This is a genomic window from Pseudomonas sp. NY15437, assembly GCF_048068435.1.
Classification (GTDB): Bacteria; Pseudomonadota; Gammaproteobacteria; order Pseudomonadales; family Pseudomonadaceae; genus Pseudomonas; species Pseudomonas nitroreducens_B.
In genome coordinates, this window is record NZ_JBLUQC010000003.1 from 315,078 (window position 1) to 338,547 (window position 23,470).

At 67.3% G+C, this 23,470-nt stretch carries 21 protein-coding genes and 1 pseudogene; 10 read left to right on the top strand and 12 right to left on the bottom strand.

All coding sequences use genetic code 11. The features are described 5' to 3' along the window. Positions 1 to 11 precede the first annotated feature (11 nt). The 6 genes from ACNFIA_RS08920 (at position 12) to ACNFIA_RS08945 (ending at position 7,459) form a co-directional block, all read left to right on the top strand. On the top strand, positions 12 to 1,034 hold the full coding sequence (locus ACNFIA_RS08920; RefSeq protein ID WP_259755523.1) for an ABC transporter permease: 1,023 nt from the start codon (positions 12 to 14) through the stop codon (positions 1,032 to 1,034). A gap of 25 nt (positions 1,035 to 1,059) precedes the next feature. Then, positions 1,060 to 2,115, top strand: a complete 1,056-nt coding sequence (locus ACNFIA_RS08925; protein WP_416784166.1) for a substrate-binding domain-containing protein — start codon at positions 1,060 to 1,062, stop codon at positions 2,113 to 2,115. A 10-nt stretch (positions 2,116 to 2,125) separates the two neighbouring features. Next, positions 2,126 to 2,818: a sulfite oxidase-like oxidoreductase gene (locus ACNFIA_RS08930; RefSeq protein ID WP_416784168.1), complete on the top strand. Its 693-nt coding sequence runs from the start codon at positions 2,126 to 2,128 to the stop codon at positions 2,816 to 2,818. A 373-nt stretch (positions 2,819 to 3,191) separates the two neighbouring features. Continuing rightward, complete coding sequence (locus ACNFIA_RS08935; RefSeq protein WP_416784170.1) at positions 3,192 to 5,573, top strand: TonB-dependent receptor plug domain-containing protein; 2,382 nt, start codon at positions 3,192 to 3,194, stop codon at positions 5,571 to 5,573. Positions 5,574 to 5,630: 57 nt separating this feature from the next. Continuing rightward, complete coding sequence (locus tag ACNFIA_RS08940; RefSeq protein WP_416784172.1) at positions 5,631 to 7,007, top strand: APC family permease; 1,377 nt, start codon at positions 5,631 to 5,633, stop codon at positions 7,005 to 7,007. Further along, positions 7,007 to 7,459, top strand: coding sequence for a DUF3574 domain-containing protein (locus tag ACNFIA_RS08945; protein ID WP_416784174.1), 453 nt, complete (start codon positions 7,007 to 7,009; stop codon positions 7,457 to 7,459). The genes ACNFIA_RS08940 and ACNFIA_RS08945 overlap by 1 nt, the downstream gene beginning before the upstream one ends. Here ACNFIA_RS08945 and speE read toward each other — a convergent pair. Further along, positions 7,444 to 8,304, bottom strand: a complete 861-nt coding sequence (gene speE, locus ACNFIA_RS08950) for a polyamine aminopropyltransferase (RefSeq protein WP_416784176.1) — start codon at positions 8,302 to 8,304, stop codon at positions 7,444 to 7,446. The genes ACNFIA_RS08945 and speE overlap by 16 nt on opposite strands. Further along, positions 8,304 to 8,762, bottom strand: a complete 459-nt coding sequence (locus tag ACNFIA_RS08955) for a DUF3574 domain-containing protein (RefSeq protein ID WP_416784178.1) — start codon at positions 8,760 to 8,762, stop codon at positions 8,304 to 8,306. The genes speE and ACNFIA_RS08955 overlap by 1 nt, the downstream gene beginning before the upstream one ends. A 436-nt stretch (positions 8,763 to 9,198) precedes the next feature. Between ACNFIA_RS08955 and ACNFIA_RS08960 the strand changes: the two genes are divergently transcribed. Further along, on the top strand, positions 9,199 to 9,714 hold the full coding sequence (locus ACNFIA_RS08960; protein WP_416784180.1) for a hypothetical protein: 516 nt from the start codon (positions 9,199 to 9,201) through the stop codon (positions 9,712 to 9,714). Positions 9,715 to 9,793: 79 nt separating this feature from the next. Here the strand turns inward: ACNFIA_RS08960 and ACNFIA_RS08965 are convergent, their stop codons facing one another. From ACNFIA_RS08965 to ACNFIA_RS09000, 8 genes are all read right to left on the bottom strand, one after another. Next, a complete protein-coding gene (locus ACNFIA_RS08965) occupies positions 9,794 to 10,423 on the bottom strand; it encodes a helix-turn-helix domain-containing protein (RefSeq protein WP_259755513.1) in 630 nt (209 codons plus the stop codon). A 3-nt stretch (positions 10,424 to 10,426) separates the two neighbouring features. Next, entirely contained in the window at positions 10,427 to 10,588 is a 162-nt protein-coding gene (locus ACNFIA_RS08970) for a hypothetical protein (protein ID WP_017519129.1), read from the bottom strand. A gap of 114 nt (positions 10,589 to 10,702) precedes the next feature. Beyond that, positions 10,703 to 11,440 (bottom strand): UTRA domain-containing protein, encoded by a 738-nt coding sequence (locus ACNFIA_RS08975; RefSeq protein WP_416784183.1) that lies wholly within the window; start codon positions 11,438 to 11,440, stop codon positions 10,703 to 10,705. A gap of 8 nt (positions 11,441 to 11,448) precedes the next feature. Next, positions 11,449 to 12,036, bottom strand: coding sequence for a nicotinamide riboside transporter PnuC (gene pnuC, locus ACNFIA_RS08980; protein ID WP_416784185.1), 588 nt, complete (start codon positions 12,034 to 12,036; stop codon positions 11,449 to 11,451). 11 nt (positions 12,037 to 12,047) lie between these two features. Beyond that, positions 12,048 to 14,219 carry a TonB-dependent siderophore receptor gene (locus ACNFIA_RS08985; protein WP_416784187.1) on the bottom strand — a complete coding sequence of 724 codons (2,172 nt, stop codon included), beginning with the start codon at positions 14,217 to 14,219 and terminating at the stop codon, positions 12,048 to 12,050. A 112-nt stretch (positions 14,220 to 14,331) separates the two neighbouring features. Continuing rightward, a complete protein-coding gene (locus ACNFIA_RS08990) occupies positions 14,332 to 15,207 on the bottom strand; it encodes a sulfurtransferase (RefSeq protein WP_416784189.1) in 876 nt (291 codons plus the stop codon). A 1-nt stretch (position 15,208) separates the two neighbouring features. Continuing rightward, a complete protein-coding gene (locus ACNFIA_RS08995) occupies positions 15,209 to 16,354 on the bottom strand; it encodes a phosphotransferase enzyme family protein (RefSeq protein WP_416784191.1) in 1,146 nt (381 codons plus the stop codon). Further along, the gene (locus tag ACNFIA_RS09000) at positions 16,351 to 17,271 is read right to left on the bottom strand and encodes an ABC transporter substrate-binding protein (RefSeq protein ID WP_416784193.1); all 921 of its coding nucleotides are present in this window, start codon (positions 17,269 to 17,271) and stop codon (positions 16,351 to 16,353) included. The genes ACNFIA_RS08995 and ACNFIA_RS09000 overlap by 4 nt, the downstream gene beginning before the upstream one ends. A 235-nt stretch (positions 17,272 to 17,506) precedes the next feature. Here ACNFIA_RS09000 and ACNFIA_RS09005 point away from each other — a divergent pair, with 235 nt between their 5' ends. Beyond that, positions 17,507 to 18,133: a methylthioribulose 1-phosphate dehydratase gene (locus tag ACNFIA_RS09005; protein WP_416784195.1), complete on the top strand. Its 627-nt coding sequence runs from the start codon at positions 17,507 to 17,509 to the stop codon at positions 18,131 to 18,133. On the opposite strand, the gene ACNFIA_RS09010 is transcribed toward ACNFIA_RS09005, so the two are convergent. Beyond that, positions 18,130 to 19,599, bottom strand: coding sequence for a diguanylate cyclase (locus ACNFIA_RS09010; RefSeq protein ID WP_416784197.1), 1,470 nt, complete (start codon positions 19,597 to 19,599; stop codon positions 18,130 to 18,132). The genes ACNFIA_RS09005 and ACNFIA_RS09010 overlap by 4 nt on opposite strands. A 458-nt stretch (positions 19,600 to 20,057) precedes the next feature. Then, positions 20,058 to 21,233: a GGDEF domain-containing protein gene (locus tag ACNFIA_RS09015; RefSeq protein ID WP_416784199.1), complete on the bottom strand. Its 1,176-nt coding sequence runs from the start codon at positions 21,231 to 21,233 to the stop codon at positions 20,058 to 20,060. 216 nt (positions 21,234 to 21,449) lie between these two features. Between ACNFIA_RS09015 and ACNFIA_RS09020 the strand changes: the two genes are divergently transcribed. Further along, on the top strand, positions 21,450 to 21,713 hold the full coding sequence (locus ACNFIA_RS09020; RefSeq protein ID WP_259755502.1) for a hypothetical protein: 264 nt from the start codon (positions 21,450 to 21,452) through the stop codon (positions 21,711 to 21,713). 230 nt (positions 21,714 to 21,943) lie between these two features. After that, positions 21,944 to 23,062, top strand: a pseudogene (locus ACNFIA_RS09025) (type VI secretion system Vgr family protein); the annotation flags it as partial. Positions 23,063 to 23,470 lie beyond the last annotated feature (408 nt).

Here is a 23,470-nt window from a genome sequence, read left to right on the forward strand (position 1 = left end):
AGGAGCCGTGCGTGTCTAGAACTGCCGTGGGCAGCCCGGCGACCTCGCCCGTCGCCCGCTTGCTCGACTTCCTCATCCATTACGCGCTGCTGTTGCTGCTGGCCTTGCTGGTGCTGGTGTTCGCCCTGCTGGAGCCGGCCTTCCTGCGGGTCGGCAACCTGTTCCTGGTGCTGCAATCGGTGTCCATCGTCGCGCTGCTCGCCCTGGGCGTGACCCTGAGCATGGCCGTGGGCGGGCTGGACCTGTCCATCGGCGCGGTCGCCGCGCTGAGCCTGATGACCGCCAGCTACGTCATGGTGGTGCTGGACTGGGGTCCGCTGGCGGCGATCCTCATCAGCCTGGGCCTTGGGACCCTGGTCGGGTTGCTCAACGGCTGGCTGATCGTGCGCATGCGCGTGCCGGACATCCTCGCCACCCTGGGCAGCATGTTCCTGGTGGTCGGCGTGCAACTGATTCCCACCGGTGGCCGGTCCATCGCCGTCGGCATGACCCTGCCCAATGGCGACGAAGCGCCGGGGGCCTTCGCCGGCTGGTTCCTCGCCCTGGGCCGCGCCCAGCTGTGGGACCGCGTCCCGGTGCCCGTGGTGATCATGCTCGGCTGCGCGCTGCTGGTCTGGCTGTTCCTCGAGCGCACGCGGCCTGGGCGGCTGTTCTATGCCATCGGCGGCAACGAGCAGGCTGCGCGCCTGGCCGGTGCGGCCGTGGAACGCTACAAGCTGCTGGCCTACGTGCTCTCGGCGCTGCTCGCTTCGCTGGGCGGGTTGCTGCTGGCGGCGCGCCTGGGGCGCGGCGACGTGAGCTCCGGCAACGGTCTGGTGCTCGATGCCCTCGGCGCTGCGCTGATCGGTTTCGCCGTGCTCGGTGCGCAGAAGCCCAACGCCTTCGGCACCCTGGTCGGCGCGGTGCTGGTGGCGACCCTGCTCAACGGCCTGACCATGCTCAACGCGCCGTACTACGCCCAGGATTTCGTCAAGGGCGCGGTGCTGGTCTCGGCCCTGATGTTCACCTTCGGTCTGGCCCGGCGCGGGCGCTGATCGCTACTTTTCGGAGATTCAACGGATGACATTCACCCCCGCCAAATCCCTGCGCGCGCTGTTCGCCGCCGTGCTGTTGCTGTCCGGCGCCGCCAGCGCCGTAGCCGCCGGGCTGCCCGGCGCCCCCGCACCCTTCGACAAGGGCGGCGTGCAGATCGCCCTGGTCGGCTACCTGTTCTCCGGTGACTTCCCCGAGGCCTACCTGCGCGGCGTCGAGAAACAGGCCAACGCCCTGGATGTGAAGCTGCGCGTGTTCGACGCCCGGCAACAGGCGGCCACCCAGCGCGAGATGCTGGAGCAGGCCATCGACCTGGGCGTGGATGGCATCATCGTCCAGCTCGGCCTCGCCGAGACCCTCAAGGACTCCATCGACAAGGCGCTGGCCAAGGGCATCAAGGTGGTCACCTTCGACGTCGACGTGAACGATCCGCGCATCACCCGCGTCGAGCAGGATCACCGCGAGCTGGCGCGTCTGGCGCTCAAGCAGGTGCTGCAGGACAACGGCACCGCGTTCGAGGCCGGCTACGTGTACATCGACGGCTTCACGCCCATGGAGCGCCGCGATGAAATCTGGCGCCAGGTAAAGGCCGAGAACCCCGGCATCGTCGAGAAGGCGCGCTTCGGCACGCTCAATGCGCCGATCGCCAACTCGGTGGCCGACCAGGCCAGTGCCGTACTGCGCGCCAACCCCGGCATCACCGTGTTCTTCGCGCCCTTCGACGAGTTCGCCAAGGGCGTGAAGATCGCCGTGGACGAAGCCGGGCGGGGAAAGCAGGTGAAGATCTACAGCGCCGATATTTCCACCGCCGACATCCAGATCATGAAGGAGGAGGGCAGCGCCTGGAGCGCCACCGCCGCGGTCAACCCGGAAGTGGCGGGCGCCATCAGCGTGCGCAGCCTGGCGCTGCGCATCGCCGGGCAGAATCCGGGCGAGCAGGTGCTGGTCCCGCCGACCCTGATCACCCGCCAACAATTGCTCGACCTGGACGTGAAGAACGTCCGCGACCTGGCGCGCAAGGTGCCGGCCTTCGGCGAGGCGCAGAAGGTGGCGCAGGCGCCGTGGATCCCGCTGGCCAACTGAGGACGCTGCAATGGCCGCGAACAGCACGCACGACAAGGCCCGGCGCCTGAAGAAAGCCCGCTCGCCGGCCGGCGACCCGCGTCATGGCGAGCGCCTGCCGCCGGGGCAGGTGCTGACCGAGCGCTTCCCGATCCTCCATGAAGGCGAGGTCCCGCAATACGACCGCGCGACGTGGCGCCTGCGCCTCTCCGGGCTGTTGTCGCAAGAGCCGGCGCAGGCGCTGGAGCTGAGCCTGGACGACCTGCTGGCGCTGCCGCAGCGCGAGCTGGTCTGCGATATCCATTGCGTCACGCGCTGGTCCAAGTTCGACACCGCCTGGCGCGGCGTGCACCTGGCCGACCTGTTCGCGCACTACGGCGTGGCGCCGGCCGGGCAGTTCGTCATGGCCTACGCCGACCACGACTACGAGACCAACCTGCCGCTGCCGGACCTGCTGCGCCCGGACAGCCTGCTCGCCACGCACTATGCCGGCGCGCCGCTGACCCCGGTGCATGGCTGGCCGTTGCGGCTGGTGGTGGCCGGGCGCTACTTCTGGAAGAGCGCGAAATGGCTGCGCGAGTTGCAGTTCAGCGACAGCGACCGTCCGGGTTTCTGGGAGCGCAACGGCTTCCACAATGAGGCGAACCCGTTCCGCGAGGAGCGTTTTTCCGGCGAGGCGCTGGCTATCCCCGAGGACGAATGGACCCGCAAGGCGTTCGATTGAACGCCGCGCTGTTGCTGCAGGAACAGTAGCCACTGTTGCGCTGGAAACACTGGTAACTGGTTATAACCAAAGCATTTTTTATTCGTTTAAAAGCATTCTGCCACTAGCTAGGATGACGCCTTCCCCATCTGGTCAGGGATGACCGGCGATACCGAGAAGCCGCGCCTTTTCGCTCATCACGAAGAGAGACCGGCCCCGACACCTGGAGCGCTTTCCCGAGCACTGTTTTCGCCCGCCTGAGGGGAACAGTCGCTCGCGGTTTCCGGACTTCCGACACCAACCGCTCGAGCCCATCAGAAGAAACCATCAGCGGAGTTCCGGACTCGCCGCCAACGGCGAGTGGCGCTCTTTAAGCGAGACAGGAGTACGTCGCGTGTTATCCCGTTCCCTCATTGCCGTTGCGGTGGCCGCTGCCATCGCCCAGTCCGCCGCGCACGCCGACGACAGTTCGTCGGCCCCCGAAGCCACCACCAAGCTGGAGACCGTGCTGGTCACCGGCACCCGCGGCAACAACCGCACGCTGCTGGATTCGCCGGTGCCGGTGGACGTGCTCACCGCCGACGACCTCAAGTCCACCGGCGCCGTCGGCGGCGAGCTGGGCCAGGCCCTGGCGACGCTGCTGCCGTCCTTCAACTTCCCGCGCCAGTCCAACTCCGGCGGCGCCGACCATGTGCGCGCCGCGCAGCTGCGCGGCATGAGCCCGGACCAGGTGCTGGTGCTGATCAACGGCAAGCGCCAGCACACCTCCGCGCTGGTCAACGACTCCTCGAAGATCGGCCGCGGCACCGCCCCGGTGGACTTCAACTCGATCCCCATCAGCGCCATCAAGCGCATCGAAGTGCTGCGCGACGGCGCCGGCGCGCAGTACGGCTCCGACGCCATCGCCGGGGTGATCAACATCATTCTCGACGACGCCCCGGAAGGCGGCGAAGTGACCACCAGCTACGGCGCCTACCACACCCACCAGGACGCCATCGACAAGACCACCACCGACGGGCAGAACTCCTATACCGCCGCCAAGGCCGGTACCCGCCTGGGCGAGGATGGCTTCATCCGTGGCGGCGCCGAGTTCATCAACCGCGAGCCGACCAACCGCGCCGGCTACGACGGCTTCGCCGATACCCCCGGGCAGCGCAACTACGTGATGGGCGATGGCCTGGCCCGCGACGTCAACGCCTGGTTCAACGGCGACCTCGCCCTGGGCGGCGGCAAGCTTTACTCCTTCGGCCTGTACAACGAGCGTCACACCACCGGCGCGGAGTTCTACCGCTACCCGGACGAGCACCCGGAGATCTACCCCAACGGCTACCTGCCGCAATCCCTGGGCGACAACACCGACCTCTCCGCCACCCTTGGCTACAAGGGCCTGATCGCCGACACCTGGGACTACGACGCCAGCGTCACCCACGGTCGCAACCGCTTCGAATCCTCCACCCGGCGCACCCTCAACCCGTCCCTGGGCGACGACACGCCGACCCGCTTCGACACCGGCGACTACGAGCTGCGCCAGAGCGTCGCCAACCTCGACCTCAGCCGCGAGCTGAGCCTGGCCGGGCGGCCCTTCGTGCTGGCCCTGGGCGGCGAGTACCGCTACGAGAACTACATCACCACCGCCGGCGACCCCGCGTCGTACTACGGCGTCGGCGCGGATGGCGCGAGCGGCCTGCGACCCAGCGAAGAGGTGGACATCGACCGCAACGTCTTCGGCACCTACGTGGACCTCTCGGGCGACCTCACCGACCAGTTCTTCGTCGATGCTGCCGCGCGCTGGGAGCGCTACGACGATGCCGGCAGCAAGCTCACCGGCAAGCTCAGCGGACGCTACCAGCTGACCCCGGTGCTGGCTTTGCGCGGCGCGGCGTCCACCAACTTCCGCGCGCCGTCGCTGGCCCAGGTGGGCTTCCAGAACACCACCAGCAACTTCGGCGACGGCGGCACGCTCACCGACATCCGCGTGCTCTCGGTGAACGACCCGATCGCCCGCGCGCTGGGCGCCGAGAAGCTCGACCCGGAAACCTCGAAGAACTTCAGCCTGGGCCTGACCGCGCAACTGAACGATCGCTTCGACCTGTCCTTCGACGTGTTCCGCATCGACGTCGACGACCGCATCACCCTGTCCCAGCGCATCGGCAGCGACGCCATGGAGCAGTTCATCCAGGACAACTTCGGCGTGGCCGGCGTGCATGACGTGAACTTCTTCACCAACGCCGCCGACACCCGCACCGACGGCGCCGAGCTGGTGCTCAACTACCACCAGCCCTTCGTCGGCGGGCAACTGGGCGTGACCACCGCGTACACCTACAACCACACCAAGGTGCGCAGCACCAAGGGCACGCCGCAGCAACTCTCCGACCTGGGCATCGGCGAAGACGCGCTGGTGGGCGTGGAGGAACGCAACACCCTCACCGATGCGGCGCCCAAGGATCGCTTCATCCTCACCACCACCTGGAGCGATGCGCAGTGGAACCTGCTCGGCCGCCTGACCCGGCAGGGCGAGACCACCCGCGTGTTCGACTTCGGCGATGGCTACCACCCGGAGCAGACCTACGGCGCGGTGTGGCAGCTGGATGCCGAGGTGGCCTACAAGTTCACCCCGCAGTTCAGCTTGGCGGTGGGCGGCAACAACCTCACCGACAACTATCCGGAACGTTCCAGCTCCGAGATCAACTACGGCGGCAACCTGCCGTACGACGTGCTCTCGCCGATCGGCTCCAACGGCGCCTACTACTACGCCCGCGCGAGCTATTCGTTCTGATCGCTGTCGTTGCAACCGGGCCGCACGGCGGCCCGGCTACCTTTGCGGAGCCGACTCATGGCTGACAACTTCGCCGCTGACAAGCCGGCCGGCCCGCGCCGGCACCTGGGCGCGGTCCACGCGCTGCTGCTGACGCTGGGCATGGTGATCACCAGTGACATCCTGAAAACCGCGCCCACCGTGGCGCTCAACGTCGGGCAGGAATACTTCTACGGGGTGTGGGTGCTTGGCGGCCTGCTGTCCATGGTCGGTGCGCTGTGCTACGTGGAGATGGCCTCGGCCTTCGCCCATCCCGGCGGCGACTACCACTTCCTCGAGCGTGCCTATGGCCAGCGGGTGGGCTTCCTCTTTGCCTGGTCGCGCTTCGCCATCCTGCACACCGGCTGGATCGCCTTGATGGCCTTCCTTTTCGCCGACCACTTCAGCGCCCTGCTTGGCCTCGGCCAGCTCGGCAACGTGCTGCTGGCGGGCGCGCTGGTCGCCGCACTGGTGGCGCTCAACCTGATCGGCTGGCGGGTCAGCCTCGGCACCCAGGCCGGGCTGGTCGCCCTGGTGGCCACCGGTTTCCTCGGCATCGTCGGCGCCGGGCTGTGGCTGGAGTGGCGCGGCTTCGTGCCGCTCCCCGTGGCGCCGGTGGAGCCGGAGCAGGTGGGCGTCGCCGGTTTCTCCGCCGCGCTGATCTACGTGTTCCTCGCCTTCGGCGGCTGGAGCGATGCCGCAACGCTGTCGGCGGAGCTGCGCGACAACCGCCGGGGCATCTTCACCGCCATGCTCGGTGCGCTGGCCGCCTTGCTACTGATCTACCTGGCGCTGAACTGGGCCTTCATCCGCGGCCTGGGCTTCGACGGCCTGGCCGCCAGCGGCGCGCCGGCGCTGGAGCTGCTGGGGTTGGCCTTTGGCGCGCCGGGCATCGGCCTGATCATGGCGGTGGTGGTGGTGTCCGCCGTCGCCAGCATCAATTCCACGCTGATCGTCGGCAGCCGCACCACCTTTGCTGCCGCGCGCGACGTTCCCGCCCTCGGCGTGCTTGGCCGCTGGGACGTGCGCCACGGCGTGCCGCGCGCCGCGTTGCTGGCCGAAGGCGTGGTGGCGCTGCTGCTGATCGCGGTCGGAGGCTGGAGCGGCCACGGCTTCAACACCATGGTCGAATACATGACCCCGGTGTACTGGCTGTTCCTCAGCCTGAGCAGCGTGGCGCTGATCGTCCTGCGCCGCCGCCACCCGGAGGTGCCCCGGCCGATCCGCGTGCCGCTCTACCCATGGCTACCGCTGGGCTTCCTCGCGGTCTGCCTGTACATGCTGTATTCCAGCGTCGCCTATGTGGGCTGGGGCGCGCTGCTGGGCGTGGCGGTGCTGGCGCTCGGCGCCGTGCTGCAGCTGATTCTGCGACCGCGGGCGGTGCCTGCCGAAGGCTGGACGGAGGAGGGCGCCTGATGCGCGCTAAAACACTCTGGCGCAATGGCGCCGTGGCCGTGTTGCTGGCGGCCCTGGTCGCGCTGTGGCTGAACGAGGAGGCGGCCAGTGCCAGCGGTGAAGCCGGCAGCCGGCGCATGCTGCGCACCGAGCTGTACCTGGAGGCGGTGGAGCTGTCGCAGTGGGAGGACTTCCTTGCCCGCGAGGTGACGCCGCGCTTCCCCGATGGCCTCAGCTGGCTCGACCTGCATGGCCAGTGGCGCGGGCCCAGCGGCGGGCCGGAGAAGCTGCCGTCGCGCCTGCTCATCCTCATCCACGCCGACAACCCCTACACCCGCCAGGCGCTGGCGCAGATCGGCGCGGACTTCCAGAAACGCTTCGGCACGGCGGTGCTGCAGGTCAGCAGCCCGGTTCGCGCCCGCGACCCGGACTGGACGCCGCAGCGCCTGGACAACCCTCAGCTGTCGCGCTGAAGCCCCGCCTCGATCAGGTCGAGCATGTAGCGCGGCAGGGCGAACGCGGCCTGGTGCACCTCGGGCGTGTAGTAACGGGTCACCAGGGCGCTTTTCGCGAAGCGCTGGCGCAGCGTATCCAGATCGGTGCGCCGCACTTTCTCGCTGTTGGAGGCCCAGCCGAAGGCCATGCTGCCCCCGATGTAGGTCGGCACCGCGGCATGGAAGAAGCCCCAGTCGGCGAAGTTGTCCGCCAGCCGCCGCGCCGTGCCGCCCAGTTCCTCCGGCTGGAGGAAGGGCACGCCATTCTGCGTGGCGAGAATGCCGCCGGTGCCCAGGCGCTGCCGGCAGTTGCGGTAGAAGGCGTCGCTGAACAGGCTGGCCGCCGGGCCGCCCGGGTCGGTGGAATCGCAGAGGATCAGGTCGAAGGTCTCGCGGCTCTGCGCCAGGTACTCCAGGCCATCGGCGTAGATCAGCGTGAGGCGTGGGTCGTCCAGCGCGCCGGCCGAGTGCAGCGGCAGCAGGTCCCGGCACAGCGCGACCACCTGCGGGTCGATCTCCACCGCGACGATCTCCTCGATGCCGGCATGGCGGACGATTTCCCGCAGGATGCCGCCATCGCCCACGCCGATCACCAGCACGCGGCGCACCGCGCCATGGGCGAGGATCGGCACATGGGCGAGCATCTCGTGGTAGACGAACTCGTCGGCCTCGGTGGTCTGTACCACGCCGTCCAGCGTCAGCACGCGGCCGAATCGGCGGTTGCGGAATACCTGTACTTCCTGCTGGCCGGTGTGGCCCTGGTAGATCGGCTCGTCGACGGTCAGCGCCTGCGCGTAACCGTCATGCAGCGACTCGCGGAACATCAGAACGAAACCTGCGCCGGTTGCGACAGCCGCAGCACGGAGAGGTCGCCGGTGATGCGCTTCCACGCCAGGCGGATCGCCTCGATGTCCTTGCCGCGCGCCGCGCTGTCTTCGTGCAGGATCACGATCACCTTGGTGCTCAGGCGCTCCGGCGTCGGTGCGCCGTGGTCGCGCCACTGGCCGTAGGCGTCGTAGGCGGTGAAGCCGTCCGGGAAACGCGGCGTCACTTCCTGGTCGAGGAACTGCCGCCAGCGTTGCTCGCTGATCCTGTCCTTGCCGTTCTCCTGGCCCAGCGCGAAATACAGCTCGGTGCGCAGCCATTGCGCCTGCGCCGGCCGGGTCGGGTCGCCCTGGAGGGTCGAACTGCTGGGATCGGTGGTATGGACGGACGGAGCGGGCGGGGTGGCGCAGCCGAACAGCGCCAGGGCGAGGCTGGCGGCGAGCAGTTGGCGGAGCATGGGACTTCCTTGCGGTGATGAGAGTTGAACCAGATCGCCACTATAGAAGGGGGTTTGTTATTTCCATAAATATTAAAAACGCATTCCCATATGCCCGTTTCTATTCGGTGTGCGGTCGCATCCGGCCGCTCTAGGGCGTGGTTCCCGGGCGGAATGAAAGTTTTTGCGAACTGGTTAGATTCAATATTCACAACGGTTCTTTGCTAAGCATCGGATGAGATATCCATAGTGTCGTTAACGACTTTGGCGATGATCGTTTCGGCGCTGTAACGGCATTAAGGAAAGGATGGCGGACAGCGAACTCGTCATTGAGCGAAAGTTGCGAGGAGAGGCGCCAGAAGTCGCCGCTCTTCCGCCATCTTGTCCCGTCGCTGCGACTTCCTAGAATCGGCCCCATTCGCAGCACTTCATTCCAATCGATTCAGGGAGCCCCACCATGATGAACGCCATGCAGATGCCGATGAACACCAACGCCATGATGCCGATGATGGGCATGCCCATGATGATGGCGACCATGGAATGCGAGATGCTCGACGACGGCATGATGTGCAAGATGAAGCCGGCCATGGGCATGGAAATGGCCATGTTCCGCAACAGCGCCGAGATGATGGCGATGATGATGAACTGTGGCATGCCGATGATGATGCACTGCGGCAACATGATGATGATGGGCATGTCCCAGTCCGCCATGGCCATGATGCCGATGATGGGCATGATGAACCCGATGATGCAGATGCCGATGATGGGCATGAACATGGGTATGCCGACCATGAAGTGCATGATGGAATGCTCCATGCAGGGCGACATGATGATGTGCAAGATGATGCCGATGCAGGACATGAACATGGAGATGTTCAAGAACTGCTGCATGCTGATGAACAAGATGATGGAGTGCGGCATGCCGATGATGATGAGCTGCAACGGCATGCCGATGATGTGCTGCACCTGCTGATCGCGGCGCACTGAACGAAAAGGCCCGGTGGGTTGCCCCACCGGGCCTTTTTCATGTCAGCTTTCTTGCGGCATTCGACTCAGTCCAGGCGCTCCGCGTACGTCGTCACCAGGTACGCCACCGCTTCGCTGTCCGCCGGGTTGCGGTAGCTGTGCGGCTGGTCGGCGTAGAACAGAATGGAGTCGCCGGTGCCGAGGAGGAAGCGTTCTTCGTTGACGCTGATTTCCAGCACGCCCTGGGCGACTACCAGGTTTTCCTGGGTGCCGGGCGCGTGGCCGGTGGACTGTTCGGTGGCCAGGCCCTTCAGGCGCAGTTCGTAGAATTCCACCTGGCGCGAGACGTCGAAGGGGAACAGCGCGCGGCTGACGAAGGCGCCATCGCCGCTGACCAGGCGTTTGCTGTCGCGGGCAGGCAGCACCGCCACGCCGTCGAAGGCGCGGTCGTCGAGGAAGGCGGCGACCGAGACCTTCAGGCCCTGGGCGATCTTGCAGAGCACCTTGATCGACGGCACGCTGCGGCCAGACTCGATCTGCGCGAGCATGGTGCGGCTCACGCCGCAGAGGCGGGCGAGGCCGTCGAGGGACAGGTTGCGCTTGGCGCGCAGGCGCAGCAGGTTGCTGGCCACGCGCTCGCCGATGGGGTCTTCGGGAGTGCCGGGAGTCGTGTCGAACTCCACGGCCGGCAGCTCCGTGGAAAGCGACAGGCCCATGGCTCAGGCCTCGCGGCGGCCGCTGTCGCGGCTCTGCTGGACGATTTGGAAGGCATCGTAGCCGGCGCGCTGGGCATACAGCATCCACATCAGCTCGGCCTGGCGGCGTGCCTGACGGCGCGTGCGGTGGCGGGCGAGGTCGATGATGTTGTCGGTGCGGTCCATGGCGGCTCCAGAAGGCTTGCAGACAAGCCGGTTGCGGTGAAGTTGGAGCTACCTTAGCCGCGATCCTGTTAGAACCAGAAATACTGAATTAGCATTTGGTAATTACTTATTCAGCTATAACGGCCGTGACGGGAAGTCCGCCTGCACGGCCACGGACACCGCGTCCGGCCGCCAGAATTCCTGATCGAATTCCACCAGCAATCCATCCTCGGCGTAATTGAGCCGTTCCAGCACGAGGTTGCTCGCGCCGGAGGCGAGTTGCAGCAGCTCGGCGTGGTCGTCGTTCACCGTGCCCAGGCGCAGGTTCAGCGTGCAGCGCGTCTGCACCTTGCCGAAGCGTTCGCGCAGCACGGTGGTCAGCGAGCGATCCAGGCGCGCATCGAGCAGGTCCGGGCACCAGCTGGCGAGCAGGGTGTTGATTTCCACCAGCACCGGGCGGCCGTCGATCAGGCGCCGGCGGTGCAGACGGAAGACCGGCTCGTCCGGCGACGGCAGGTTCATCCGCGCCGCGAGCCAGGCACCGGCCCGGCGGCGCTCGGCGCTCAGGCATTCGGTGAGCGGCTCGCGGCCCTGCAGGCGCACGTAGTCCATGAAGCTGACCAGCCGCGTCGGGTCATAGTCGATGCGCGGCGGGCTGAGGTACCAGCCGCGGCGGTTCTCGCGGTAGATCAGCCCCTCGGTTTCCAGCTGTTGCAGGGCCTGGCGCAGGGTGACGCGGGTGCAGTCGAAGCGCTCGGCGAGGTCGCGCTCGGGCGGCAGCTTCTGCCCGGCGAGGAAGCGCTTCTGGGCGATGTCCGCGGCCAACTGGTCGCGGATGCGCGCGTAGTGCGGCGGGATGGCCTGGTAGAGCATGGCGACCCTCAGGAATGGCCGGCGGCGAGCGCCGGCGGTTCGTCGTGCAGTTCGCGCTGCCAGGCCAGCAGGCCGTAGATCGCCAGTACCACGAAGCCGGCGTAGAGCCCGGCGGTGAGGTACAGCGCCTTGTAGAGGAACACCCCGGTGTAGACGACGTCGAGGATGATCCACAGCCACCAGCTGGCGACGTACTTGCGCGCGGCCCAGAAGCTGGCCACCAGGCTGAAGGCGGTCAGCGCCGCGTCCAGCCAGGGCAGGGCGGCGTCGGTATGGGCGTGCATCGCCCAGCCCAGGGCGAGGGCGCCGACGGCGCCGGCCAGGCAACTGGAGAGGGCGGTGGCCAGCGGCAGGCGTTCGACGCGCACCTTGCCGTGGTCGCTGCCACCCTGGCTCCATTGCCACCAGCCGTAGAACTGCAGCACGACGAAGACCAGTTGCAGGAGCATGTCGGAATACAGCTTCACGCTGAAGAAGATCCAGGCGTAGAGCAGCACCGCCACCACGTTCACCGGCCAGCACCAGCGGATGCGACGGGCGGTGAGCCAGACGCCGAGCACGTTGACGATCACCGCGACGATTTCCAGAGCAGACATTCGCACTTACCTCAGAAGTTGACGCTCGCCGTCAGGCGAGCCGTGCGCGGCGCACCCTGGAACAGGTAGCCGTCGCCGAAATATTCACCGACATCGCGCCAGTAGCGCTTGTCGAACAGGTTGTCGACGCTCAGCCGCAGCGTGGTCGGGTAGTCCCCGAGCCGCGTGCTGAAGCGCGCGCCGACGTCATACACGGTGTAGCCGCCGACCTCCACCGCGCCGTCGCGGTCGGCGTACTTGGCCCCGCTGTAGCGCGCCGTGCCGAGCAGCGAGAGCCCCGGCACGTCGGCCAGTGCGTAGTCGGCCTGCAGGCTCGCGCGCAGGCGCGGAACGTTGATCGCCTGGTGGCCCTCGTAGTCGTCCGTGCCGCTGTTGACCACGCGCGAGCGGATGGCCGCGACGCTGCCACTTAATTGCAGCGCGGAGGTTACCCGGCCACTGGCGGACAACTCCAGCCCGCTGTTCTTCTGCTGGCCCTGCTGCACGTAGGTGAAGGTGCCGTCGCCATTGGGGCGGGCGAACTGGTAGGCCTGGTGGATCTGGAACAGCGCCGCGCTCCAGTCGAAGCCGGCCAGCTCCTGCTTGATGCCGAACTCGACCTGGCGCGAGGAGGTGGGCGCCAGGGTATCGCCGGCGTTGCTGGCGAACCAGGGCGCCTCGCCGCCCAGGGACAGGCCCTTGCTGTAGCTGCCGTAGATCGAGATGTCCTCGCGCGGCTTGAAGATCAGCGCGCCGTTGGGCAGGAACTCCGAGCGGCGGGTATGGCGGGTGGTGTCGCCATCGCTGTCGAAGGTGCGTTCGTCCAGGCGTACCTGGCGGCCGCCGAGCACCAGCTGCCATTGCTCGTTCAGGCTGATGCGGTCGCTGGCGAACAGGCCGTACTGGCGGCTGTCGAGGTGGCGATAGCTGTGGCCGGGCTCGCCCTCGGCGGGCGCCACGGCGCCGATGCCGGTGTAGATGTTGCCGGTGCCGACCCACTCGTTGAGCTCCGGGCGGCTGTCCAGCACGCGGCGGAACGCCGAGGTGCCGACCGTCAGCTCGTGGCGCAGCCAGCCGGTGGCGAACTGGCCGTGCAGCGCGGCTTCCAGTTCGTCGTTGCGGCGGGTGTCATCGGGGCTGCGGAAGTCGTAGAGGTCGTAGTCGCCCTCGGGACTGAAGTAGTTCGGCACGGCCGAATCGGCACAGCTGGCGGCACCGTAGCAGCCCCAGGGGAAGGCGCTGTAGTCGTCGATCACCACCTTGCTGCGCGAGGCGCTGAGGGTGCCGGTCCAGGCATCGTCGAAGCGGTACTCGAAGCGCGTGTTGAGGTTCAGCGATTCGATGCGCACCGGGTCGGCCCAGCTCTGGTAGCCGAGGCGGTCGTGCGGGTCGATGCCGTGGGGCAGTTCGGTCCCGCCGAGCAACTGGTAGCCCGGCGCCGAGGGCTGGCGACGGTTCTGGTATTCGGCGTCGAACTGCCAGAGCGCATTGGGCGAGAGGTTCCAGTCCAGGGCCAGGGAAGCGAAGTCGCGCTTGCCGTCAGTGTGGTCGATGTAGGAGCGCAGGTCCTCGTGGGCGAGGTTCACCCGCACGCCCACGGTCTGCTCGCCGTCCAGCCAGGCGCCGACGTCGGTGGCCAGGTAGCGGCCGCCCTCGTCGTCGGTGCCGAGGGTCACCGAGCGCACGTCCTGGGGGCGCTTGGTGACGTAGTTGATCACCCCGCCGGGTTCGGACACGCCGCTCTGTAGGCCGGACAGCCCCTTGAGCACCTCGACCTGCTCCTTGTTCTCCAGCGCCACGTTCTGCTCGCCGGTGATGGTGCGGCCGTTGATCTTGTAGCTGCTGGCGGCGTTGAGCGAATAACCGCGGATCTCGAAGTTCTCGTAGTAGCCCACCGGCGCATAGGCCTCGCCGGTGGAGGCGTCGTTCTTCAGCACGTCGCTGAGCAGGCGCGCCTGCTGGTCCTTGAGCAGCGCCTGGTTGAACACCGAGATGGCGGCGGGCGTGTCCAGCAGCGGCGCCTCGCCGAAGCCGCCGACCGAGGCGCGGTTGCTGGCGTAGCTCTGCGTGTCATGGCCGATCACCGTGACGGTGTCCAGGGTGGTGGCTTCCTCGGCCTGGCCGGGGCCGCTGGCCAGCAGCACGGCCAGGGTCAGCAGGCTGAGGGGAAATCGCGTGCGCGCGGGGCGCGGCAGGTACTGCATGGAACGCTCCTGAAAATCGCCGGGGCGTGCGCCGGGAATGCACGGGGCAAAGCCCCTCCCGCGCGAAACGGATGGCCGTGGATGTGAGACGTGATTGCCCGCGGGCGGGCTGTCAGGCCGGAGCTGCTCCGGTGGTCAATGGCAGGGCAGGCTCTGCGGCCCACTCCTGCAGCGAGCCGTCATAGATCGCGACCCGCGTTTCCCCGGCCAGCGTCAGCGCCAGGGCCAGGGCGGCAGCGGAGATACCGCCGCCGCAGTACAGCAGCAAGGGCGGCTCGGCCTGGCGCAGCCCGGCGAGGGCCTGGTCCAGGGCTGCGCCGCGGCGGTAGCGGCCGTCGTCGTCGAACAGTGTGCGTGCCGGCAGGTTGCGGCTGCCGGGGATGTGCCCGCGGCGGGCGTAACGGGTAATGGCGCTGCCATCGAAGAGGGCCGCGGACAGAGCGCAGACGAGCGTGCCGGCCGCGGCACCGGCCACGACGTTCTCGACGTGCCGGCGGTCGACCCAGTAGCCGTCGCGGTACTCTGCCGGGGTCGACAGTGCGCCGCGTCGCGCCGCGGGCAGGTCCCCGCGCTCCAGCGGGTAGCCCGCGGCGATCCAGGCGCGCAGCCCGCCGTCGAGCACCCTTGCGTCGAGGCCCAGGCTGCGCAGCATCCACCACAGGCGCGCGGCCCAGAAGCCGTCGCTGCCGTCGTAAATCACGATCTGCGAGCCATCCTCGATCCCCAGCGCTTGCAAGGCATCCAGCGCCTGCTCCGCGTCCGGCAGGGCGAAGCTGAAGGTCGCCCCGGTAGCCGCCAGGTCGACCAGCAGGTCGGCATGGCGCGCACCGCGAATGTGCCCGGCGAGCCAACCGGCGTGGCCGCTGGTGACGCGGTAGTCGCCGTCGAACTCGGGCGCGGCCAGTTCGACGCTGGCGTCCAGCAGGCGCAGTCGCGGGTCGTCCAGCGTGGTGGCGAGTTCTTCGGGGCTGATCAGGATGTCGGTCATCTCAAGCCACCTTCGCGGCCAACTGGCGCACATGATTCAGCAGACGCTGGCCCTCGCTGTCCAGGAACCAGCGCGTGTGGCCGATCAGGTAGTTGTCGTAGGCCAGCGAGGCGCTGTCGGCCTGGCCGAGGATGCCGTGGAAGTAGATGACCTCGGACAGGGCGAAATCCGCATGCACCAGCGGCAGCAGTGCAGCCAGTGCGTGCAGGTCGTCGCGGCCCAGCGGGCGCACGCTGGCGTAACCGGCCAGTAGCGCGTCCAGGGCATCGAGATCGGCCACGGCGCTGCGGCCCTGGTCCAGCTCCAGCCAGGGCACCAGGTTGCGTTCGATGGCGGTGGCCAGGTCGAACAGCGCAAAGCTGCGGTCGCTCAGGCCGAAGTCGAGCACCGCGGCCACCTGCGCCTGCGGACCGTCTTCGCTCCACAGCAGGTTGGAGGCGTGCCAGTCGTTGTGGGTCCAGAGCGCCGGCTGGCGCTGCAGGTAGGGCAGCAGCGTGCGTTGCAGCGGTAGGTGCAGCTCACCCAGGGTCTGCTTCCACGGGCGCGCCTGCAGGTAGTCGGCGAGGGCGGGCGCCTGGGGGAAGGTCGCCTCGATGGCGGCCAGCGGGTCCGCCGCGCCGAACAGGTTCAGGTTGCTCAGCAGCACACCTGCGCTGCGCGAGGGGGCATCGAAGCCTTCGGCGGCGCGGTGCAGTGTGGCCAGCGCGCCGCCGGCGGCGAAGGCGTGGGCGTTGTGCTGGAAGGGCGTCCAGGACAGCGCGTCGCGGTACAGGTCCAGCCCCTCGGCCTTCTCGTGTACCTCGTAGGTCCAGCCGTCGCGGGCGATGGTGCTGTGGCCGGCGCCATCGCGCAGCACGCGGGCCACCGGGGCGCCACGGCGGGCCAGGTGATCGAGGAAGGCGTGTTCTTCCGCCAGCCAGGCCGCCGTGCGCACGCTGGGGTGGTGGCGCTTGACGAACAGCGGGCCGCTGTCGGTCGCCACCAGCGCAGCGGCGGAGAACGGGCGCGGGCTGTGCCAGAGCAGCCGAGGCTGGCCACTCACCTGGGTGAAGCCCGCCAGCAGGGTGGCCACTTCCGCCTCGGTCAGGGCCGGCCAGTCGGGCTCCACCGGTTCCAGGCCCATGCCGTGGCTCAGGCGTTTCGTCATGCTGGGGTCTCCACTTGCCAGGCATTGCTGGTGGCGCCGCGCCAGATTTCCGGGTCGCGCAGCACACCATAGTCATGCAGCCACTGGGCGTAGGGCTGCAGCAGTTCCTCGCGCTGTTCGCCCCAGCGGCCGTCGTGCAGCCAGCTGGGCGCGATGCGCCGCAGGGATTTTGCCAGCATCTCGTGGGGGAAGTACGGAATGGTGCGTTCGTAGACGGGCAACGCGGCTTCCGGCTCCGCCGCGGCGGCGAGGAATCCCCGCGCGGTGACGGCGAGGAAGCGTCGGGCGACGTCCGCGTTGGCATCGAGCCAATCCTCGCGGGCGCCCAGCAGGTAGCTGTGATAGGGCGGTGCGCCGATCTCGTCCACCGGCAGGACCACGCGGCGTTCCTCGGCGATGGGGCTGGGCAGCAGCGCTTCCCAGGCCCAGTAGCCGCCGAAGCTGGCATCGGCGAGGCCGGCGGCCAGGTCCTCCGGGCGCAGCTCGCGGAAGCCCGCATCGACCAGCTCGACCGCGTCGGGGTCGCCACCATCACGGGATACCAGGTGGCGCACCATGGCCAGGCCACGCGGGGTGGGGTTGAGCGCCAGGCGTTTGCCCGGCAGGTCACGGGGGCGGCGGATGCCGCTGTCGGTGAGGGTCTGGATCGACTCCAGGCCGCGATGGTTGATCGCCGCCACGCCGATCAGCGGCTGGCCCAGCTCGCGGCGCACCAGCAGGCGGTTGCTGGGGAATACGCCAAAGGCAGCGGCGCCGCGTGCCAGGTGGTCCAGGGTGTCGCCGTGATAGGGGTCGTGCACCACGAGTTCCACGTCCAGCCCCGCATCGCGGTACCAGCCGCGTTCACGGGCGAGGTAGAAACCGGCCGAATTGGGCCAGGGGTGGAAGTATTCGAGCATGACCCGCAAGGCAAACATGAAACCTTTCTCCGAAACGGCCAACGGCCGGCAACTGCGATGGAGCGTATTGAAGGGGAGAGTATTTGGTATATACCAATATGAATTTAACTGGTTTTTATAACTGAAAAGAATAGATGGCCGGGTCCTCCCGAGGGTGAATGGGGAGCGGTTATGAGTCCATGCGATTTCGGTATTTAGCGCGCTGGATGGCGCTGGATAGAGTGGCGACCCCTTACCATCGCTTCGGTTTCCCATGACTGACACCCGCCAGCAACTCACCCGGCAGATCATCGAGGCCGGACGTTTCCTCTACGGCCGCGGCTGGTCGCCGGCCACCAGCAGCAACTATTCGGCGCGCCTGGCGGCCGACCGCGCGTTGCTCACCGTCTCCGGCAAGCACAAGGGCCAGCTCGGCGAGGATGACGTGCTGGAGACCGACCTGGCCGGCAACAGCCTGGAACTGGGCAAGAAGCCGTCCGCGGAAACCCTGCTGCACACCCAGCTCTACGCCTGGCGTGGCGAGATCGGCGCGGTACTGCACACCCATTCGATCAACGCCACCGTACTGTCGCGTCTGACGGTGGGCGACCGCCTGGAACTGGAAGGCTACGAACTGCAGAAGGCCTTCGCCGGCGTCACCACCCACGAAGACCGCGTCACCGTGCCGATCTTCGACAACGACCAGGACATCGCCCGTCTGGCCGCCCAGGTGCAGCCCTGGCTGGATGCGCATCCGGATTGCCCCGGTTACCTGATCCGCGGCCACGGCCTGTACACCTGGGGCCCGCGCATGAGCGATGCGCTGCGCCAGGTGGAGGCGTTCGAATTTCTATTCGCCTGCGAGCTCGCGCTGCGGAGCCTGGGCGGCCGGCGGGATTAGGAGGCTCCGACCGCGGTGCAGCGGAAGGCCACCACGCGGTTGCGCCCGCCGTTCTTGGCCTGGTACAGCGCACTGTCCGCCGATTGCAGCAGCTCGGCCCAGTCGCTCGGGCTGAACTGCGACGTGCAGGCCACGCCGATGCTCAGGGTCAGCACGCCCAGGGGGCCGTGTTCGTGCGGCACTTCCAGGGCCTGCAGACCGGCGCGGATCTGCTCGGCCAGGGCCAGGGCGTCGGCTTCCCCGCTGTCGCCCAGCAGCACCACGAATTCCTCGCCGCCGAAGCGTGCCGCGCAATCGGCGGGGCGCCGCGAATGTTCGGCGATCACCCGGGCCACGGTTTTGAGCGCCGCGTCGCCGGCAGGGTGGCCGTAGTGGTCGTTGTAGGCCTTGAACTTGTCGATGTCCATCAGCATCACCGCCAGCGGCGCGCCGCTGCGCTGGTAGCGCGCCCATTCGTGGCCGGCGCGCAGGTCGAAGGCGCGGCGGTTGTTCAGGCCGGTCAGCGGGTCGGTGCTGGCGGCCAGGCGCAGCTCGGCCTCCTGGCGATCGCGTTCGCGCATCTGGCGCAGGGCGGTGAGCGCCAGGCCGAGCACCGCGGCGACCAGGGAGACCCCCAGCAGGCCGATCAGGCTGGCGCGCCAATACCAGTCCTCGTAGATCTCGCGGGAGGGCAGAGCGACGCTGAATACCAGCGGGTAGCCTTCCACCGGACGGAAGTCGTGCCAGCGTTCCAGCCCGTCGTTGTTGGTATCGAAGAAGTTCTCCGCACCGTTGCCCAGGTAACGCTGGAAGGATTCGTTCAGGGTCGCGGTGGGTTCGCTCTCGGGCCAGTGGGCCAGCAGCGTACCGTCGCGCATGTGCAGGCTGACCGTGCCGCCCTCGCCCAGGTTGAGGCCGCTGAACAGTTCGCTGAAGTAGGCCAGTTCGAGGTTCGCGCCGACCACGCCGGCGAAACTCCCGTCCTCGCGTTCCAGGCGACGGCTCAGGGCGATGCTGTTGCGGGCATTGTTGGAGTAGGGGATGTACGGGTGGCTGAGATAGGGCGCGTCGCTGCGCGATACCCGTAGCGCCTGGAAATACTCGCGGCCGGAGAGGTCGATGCGTGCGGGCACTTCCTTGCCGAAGCTGTAGGTCGCGACACCGTCGGCATTGGTCAGGAACACCGAGCCCATGCCGCGGGTGGGCGCGGTGTAGGCCCTGAGCAGCAGGTTGCGGGTGTCCATCGACAGCCCGCGGATCTCCGGCTGGGCATGGACGTGGGCTATCGCCTGCAGGGTCATGTCGTAGAGATCGAGGTTGCGCTGGATGTCGCGCTGCACCAGCAGGGCGATGTTGTGGCCGTTGGCGCTGGCGACCTCGAAGGCGTCGTGACGCATTTCCAGAATGGCCCAGGCGGACAGCACGCCAATGGCGCCGGTCAGGCCCAGGCTGGCGAGGAGAACGGTTGTCGAACGGCGGATCGGCATGCCGGTATCCATACGAAGGCAGGTGGAGGCGGGCGCACATCGGTGCGCGCCTCAAGGCATATAGCATCTATCGGGCGGGTTGTCCGGCACGAGCGGTTGTGCAGACGCGGAGGATGTCAGCGATAACCGTCGGTGCGATGCACACCGCGCGCCGACGGAGTCCGCTCCTGCATGGAAGGTCGTGGCAGGCCTCCCCACACCCTTTCGGAGCGGGGCGCGTAGCCAGGGTCAGGGAGAGGGACAATCGCCGGCAAGGAGTTTCAGGTAAACACCGTCGCTCCTGCGGCTTCCCCGCACCGCCGGGCAAAAAAAATGCTGCCTGGAACAGGCAGCATTCATAGGTCACGCACCTTTGGTGACTGAGTCCAGCTTGCCGGCGCGAGATTAAGCTTTGATGAAGGCCCGCGCCGAGGTCTGTCGCAACCGCCACCGGCCTTGACGTCGCTCGCGGCCGGCTCTCAGCCCAGCCGGCCGCCATTGGCAACCGTGCGGTCCATCAATCGGATGCTGTCCCGGCCGCCGCGCTTGGACTCATAGAGCGTCGCATCGCCTTGCTCGATCAGCGCGGCGAGGCTGGCTGGGGGCTGGTCGAACAGGTTGGCGCCAATGCTCAGCGTCACCGCTTGCGGCGTGGCGAAGCTCTGCGCGGCCAGGGCATGGAATTGCTCGCGCAGCGTGCCGGCCAGCGCCATCACCTGTTCACTGGCGACGCCGCCCAGCAGGATGACGAACTCGTCACCGCCCAGGCGCGCCGCCACCGCCCGCTCCGGCAGCGCGGCGCGGATCATCTCGCTCAGCGCTACCAGCAGGCGGTCGCCGGCGGTGTGGCCGTGCAGGTCGTTGACCTGCTTGAAGTTGTCGATATCGATCAGCAGCAGGGCGCCGGGGCGCTCCGGCGAGACGTCCTCGAACACGCGTGGCGCGCGCACTTCCAGGGCGCGGCGGTTGTACAGGGCGGTCAGCGGGTCGCGGGCGGCCAGGCGGGCGATGCGCTTCTCGCGGCGGTAACGCTCGGTGCCGGTCATCGACAGGGCAATCAGCATGATCGCCATCGCGCCCTCGACCAGGGAAATCTGGATGATCTCGCCACGAAAGGCTGCCAGGTCGATCAGCGTGCCGGGAATGATCGCTGTCGCGCCCTTGGCCAGATAGAAGGCGCCGTGCACCAGCATCACGTAGCGCAACTGCACGGCGCCTACGCTGAGGGACTTGCCGTGGGGGCGCAGCAGGAAGCTGGCGCGCAGGGAGAGCAGGGCGACCAGCCAGGAATTGGCCAGCAGCATCAGCCTGGACCACAGCGGGCCGCCCTCGGGCAACGCCAGCAGTGCCATCCAGGTCAGCGGCAGCAGCAGCCAGCCGCGCGACAGCCGGGTGTCGGTGAACTTCGCCACGCCGTAGAGGAAGAACCAGTGGGCCAGCACCAGCAGGCCATTGGCGAACCAGACGCCCACCACCAGGTAGCCGCCCATGCGCAGCAGCGCGAGGGTCGAGCCAAGGGAAATGGTGGCGAAGCCAGCGCTCCAGAACAGCAGCGAGCGTTCGCGCACGCTGCGCCACTCGATGGCCAGGTACAGCGCTGCGGCCGCAGCAAGGGCGACCGAGATGGTCAACATGGTGGGTGGATCGAGGGCCATTTTTGAAACCGTACTGCATAAACGGTGAAAAGCGCGATTGTAAGCGCCCTGGGCGGCTTTCCGGTATGCCAGGCAGCCGCTGCCGGTCGGGTAAGCCGTTGTCCCGGTGCGCCTGGGCGGCGCGTCTGCCGCTTTGGTCGGGTTGCGCGGGCCGCCAATGGCCACCAGACTGCCGGGCTCATGTGACTGTCGGAGGGGGCTGGGAGGCCCAAGACCATGGAAAAGCTGCCGCGCCGGCGCTGGAGTCCGCTCTGGTTGCTGATCGTCATCGCCAGTTACCTGATCGCCATCCTGTTCACCGTGGCCCTGGCCGGCCTCGGCTGGATCCTGTTCTCCGGCGGGCTGGACCTGACCGTGGTGAAGGAGCGCCGCTACCTGCTGCTGGGGAGCGGCGGGCTGATGCTCGCGGTGGCGGCCTATATCCTGCTGATGTCGATTCCCACGAGCCTGCTCTCCACGGTGCGTCGCCAGCGGCCTTGAGCACGCTACAGGAGTGAACTTGCGCGCAATGAAAAGCGGCACGCCTTGTGTCGCGCCACATTAAATCCTAGGAAAAAACGCCCGACCTTTCCCTCAGGTATCCCGGAATCGGTTGATTCCCCCTCGATAACCAAACCTGCACGCTCGTCCAAATAAGCGTTTGCAGGCACTGGTTCGGTCTTCTGGCCCACCTCCTGCGCTCACCCATCGCACAAGGAGGTCGGGGCATCATGCAGTTCGAAACGCCGCTGTTTTTCGATCACAACCGACACAAAATCCAGATTCAGGACTTCGATGGTTTGCTGGACATCGTCTCATTCCATGGGGAAGAAGGCCTCAGCCAGCCGTACCGCTACACCATCGAGCTGACCTGCGCGCAGCACGACATTCCCGCCGACCGATTGCTGGGCAAGGAAGCCCGCTTCAGTCTTTATCCGCCCCCCACACCGGTGCCCTACATCGGCATGCCGGTACCCGCCAGCGAACCGCTGCGCACCTTATATGGTGTGATTACCGGCTACCGCCGCCTGGCGGCGTCCGCCGATGAAACCCGCTATGAGGTCACCCTGCAGCCACGCCTGGCCCTGCTGGACAGGGGACGGCAATACCGGGTCTACCTGCAGAAATCCGTTCCGGAAATCGTCGAGAGCGTCTTTCGCAGCGAGCGGCACCAGTGGGCTGGGCAGGATTTCTTCTTCCAGCTGACCCGCGAATACCCAACTAGGGAACAAACGCTCCAGATTGGCGAGTCGGACCTCGCCTTCGTCAACCGCCTGCTCGCCGAGGTCGGCATCTGGTATCGCTTCACAGCCAACGAGAAATTGCGCATCGACGTCGTCGAGCTGCACGACGACCAAAGGGCCTACGAACGCGGCGTCAGCCTGCCTTACCAACCCCAGTCCGGCACCAGCAGCGACGGACACGATGCCGTCTGGCAATTGCAGTCCAGCCATGGCGTTGTCGAGCAGAACGTCCACTTCCTGTCCTACGACTATCGTGACGCCAATGCCTGGCTCCAGGGCGAAGTCGACCAGTCCCGTGGCGATCCGACCACCTATGGCGAGGCCTACCATTACGGCGAAAACTACGGCGTGCTGGGAAATGCGTACGCGCAGGACGAAAACCTGCAAAGCGAGTCGGGCTTCTTCTACGGCCGCCTGCGCCATGAACGCTACCTCAACCAGCAGACCCGCCTCGGCGGCATTACCAGCAGCGCCGCCCTCGCACCCGGCCAGGTCCTCAAGGTCGACGGCGCGCCGCAGGCCTTCGCACCCGGCGCGGTCATCACCCGCGTGGTCACCCGCGCCGCGCGTGACAGCAGCTTCATCGCCAGCTTCGATGGCATACCCTAAATACCCATTTCGTTGTGCCCAAGGACATACCTGGCAGTCACTGGCCACGCAGATGCTTAGAGGCAGTTGGTGCCCTAAGTGTCAAATCGAGAGCCTCCGGCTTGGGATCGAGAATGCCCGTCAGCTTGCGGAGCAGAACCACGGCCGGTTTCTTTCCGACGAGTACCGAAATAGCCGCACAATCTATGATTGGATATGCGCAAAAGGGCATACATGGCGGGCAAGTTGCGGAAATGTCAAAAGGGGCAGTTGGTGCCCCGTTTGCGCGAACATGGCTCGCACCAGGCCCGGTTCTGCCGCCTGGATGCGGTACAGGACGCACCCGTTGCGCGATGAGTGAGGTGCCCGTCATTGGGCGCGCTACAGCCCGTGGCATTGCGAGTCGCCAATGCGCCGTGTGTCGGC

Coding starts and splice junctions, on each gene's coding strand:
- ACNFIA_RS09000 (WP_416784193.1), bottom strand. CDS start 17,271: ATGTTTGCCTTGCGGGTCATGCTCGAATACTTCCACCCCTGGCCCAAT.
- pnuC (WP_416784185.1), bottom strand. CDS start 12,036: ATGTCTGCTCTGGAAATCGTCGCGGTGATCGTCAACGTGCTCGGCGTC.
- ACNFIA_RS08955 (WP_416784178.1), bottom strand. CDS start 8,762: ATGCTCCGCCAACTGCTCGCCGCCAGCCTCGCCCTGGCGCTGTTCGGC.
- ACNFIA_RS08965 (WP_259755513.1), bottom strand. CDS start 10,423: ATGGGCCTGTCGCTTTCCACGGAGCTGCCGGCCGTGGAGTTCGACACG.
- ACNFIA_RS08945 (WP_416784174.1), top strand. CDS start 7,007: ATGCGCGCTAAAACACTCTGGCGCAATGGCGCCGTGGCCGTGTTGCTG.
- ACNFIA_RS08995 (WP_416784191.1), bottom strand. CDS start 16,354: ATGACGAAACGCCTGAGCCACGGCATGGGCCTGGAACCGGTGGAGCCC.
- ACNFIA_RS08925 (WP_416784166.1), top strand. CDS start 1,060: ATGACATTCACCCCCGCCAAATCCCTGCGCGCGCTGTTCGCCGCCGTG.
- ACNFIA_RS08930 (WP_416784168.1), top strand. CDS start 2,126: ATGGCCGCGAACAGCACGCACGACAAGGCCCGGCGCCTGAAGAAAGCC.
- ACNFIA_RS09005 (WP_416784195.1), top strand. CDS start 17,507: ATGACTGACACCCGCCAGCAACTCACCCGGCAGATCATCGAGGCCGGA.
- ACNFIA_RS09015 (WP_416784199.1), bottom strand. CDS start 21,233: ATGGCCCTCGATCCACCCACCATGTTGACCATCTCGGTCGCCCTTGCT.
- ACNFIA_RS08975 (WP_416784183.1), bottom strand. CDS start 11,440: ATGCTCTACCAGGCCATCCCGCCGCACTACGCGCGCATCCGCGACCAG.
- ACNFIA_RS08960 (WP_416784180.1), top strand. CDS start 9,199: ATGATGAACGCCATGCAGATGCCGATGAACACCAACGCCATGATGCCG.
- ACNFIA_RS08985 (WP_416784187.1), bottom strand. CDS start 14,219: ATGCAGTACCTGCCGCGCCCCGCGCGCACGCGATTTCCCCTCAGCCTG.
- ACNFIA_RS08940 (WP_416784172.1), top strand. CDS start 5,631: ATGGCTGACAACTTCGCCGCTGACAAGCCGGCCGGCCCGCGCCGGCAC.
- ACNFIA_RS08990 (WP_416784189.1), bottom strand. CDS start 15,207: ATGACCGACATCCTGATCAGCCCCGAAGAACTCGCCACCACGCTGGAC.
- ACNFIA_RS09010 (WP_416784197.1), bottom strand. CDS start 19,599: ATGCCGATCCGCCGTTCGACAACCGTTCTCCTCGCCAGCCTGGGCCTG.
- ACNFIA_RS09020 (WP_259755502.1), top strand. CDS start 21,450: ATGGAAAAGCTGCCGCGCCGGCGCTGGAGTCCGCTCTGGTTGCTGATC.
- ACNFIA_RS08970 (WP_017519129.1), bottom strand. CDS start 10,588: ATGGACCGCACCGACAACATCATCGACCTCGCCCGCCACCGCACGCGC.
- speE (WP_416784176.1), bottom strand. CDS start 8,304: ATGTTCCGCGAGTCGCTGCATGACGGTTACGCGCAGGCGCTGACCGTC.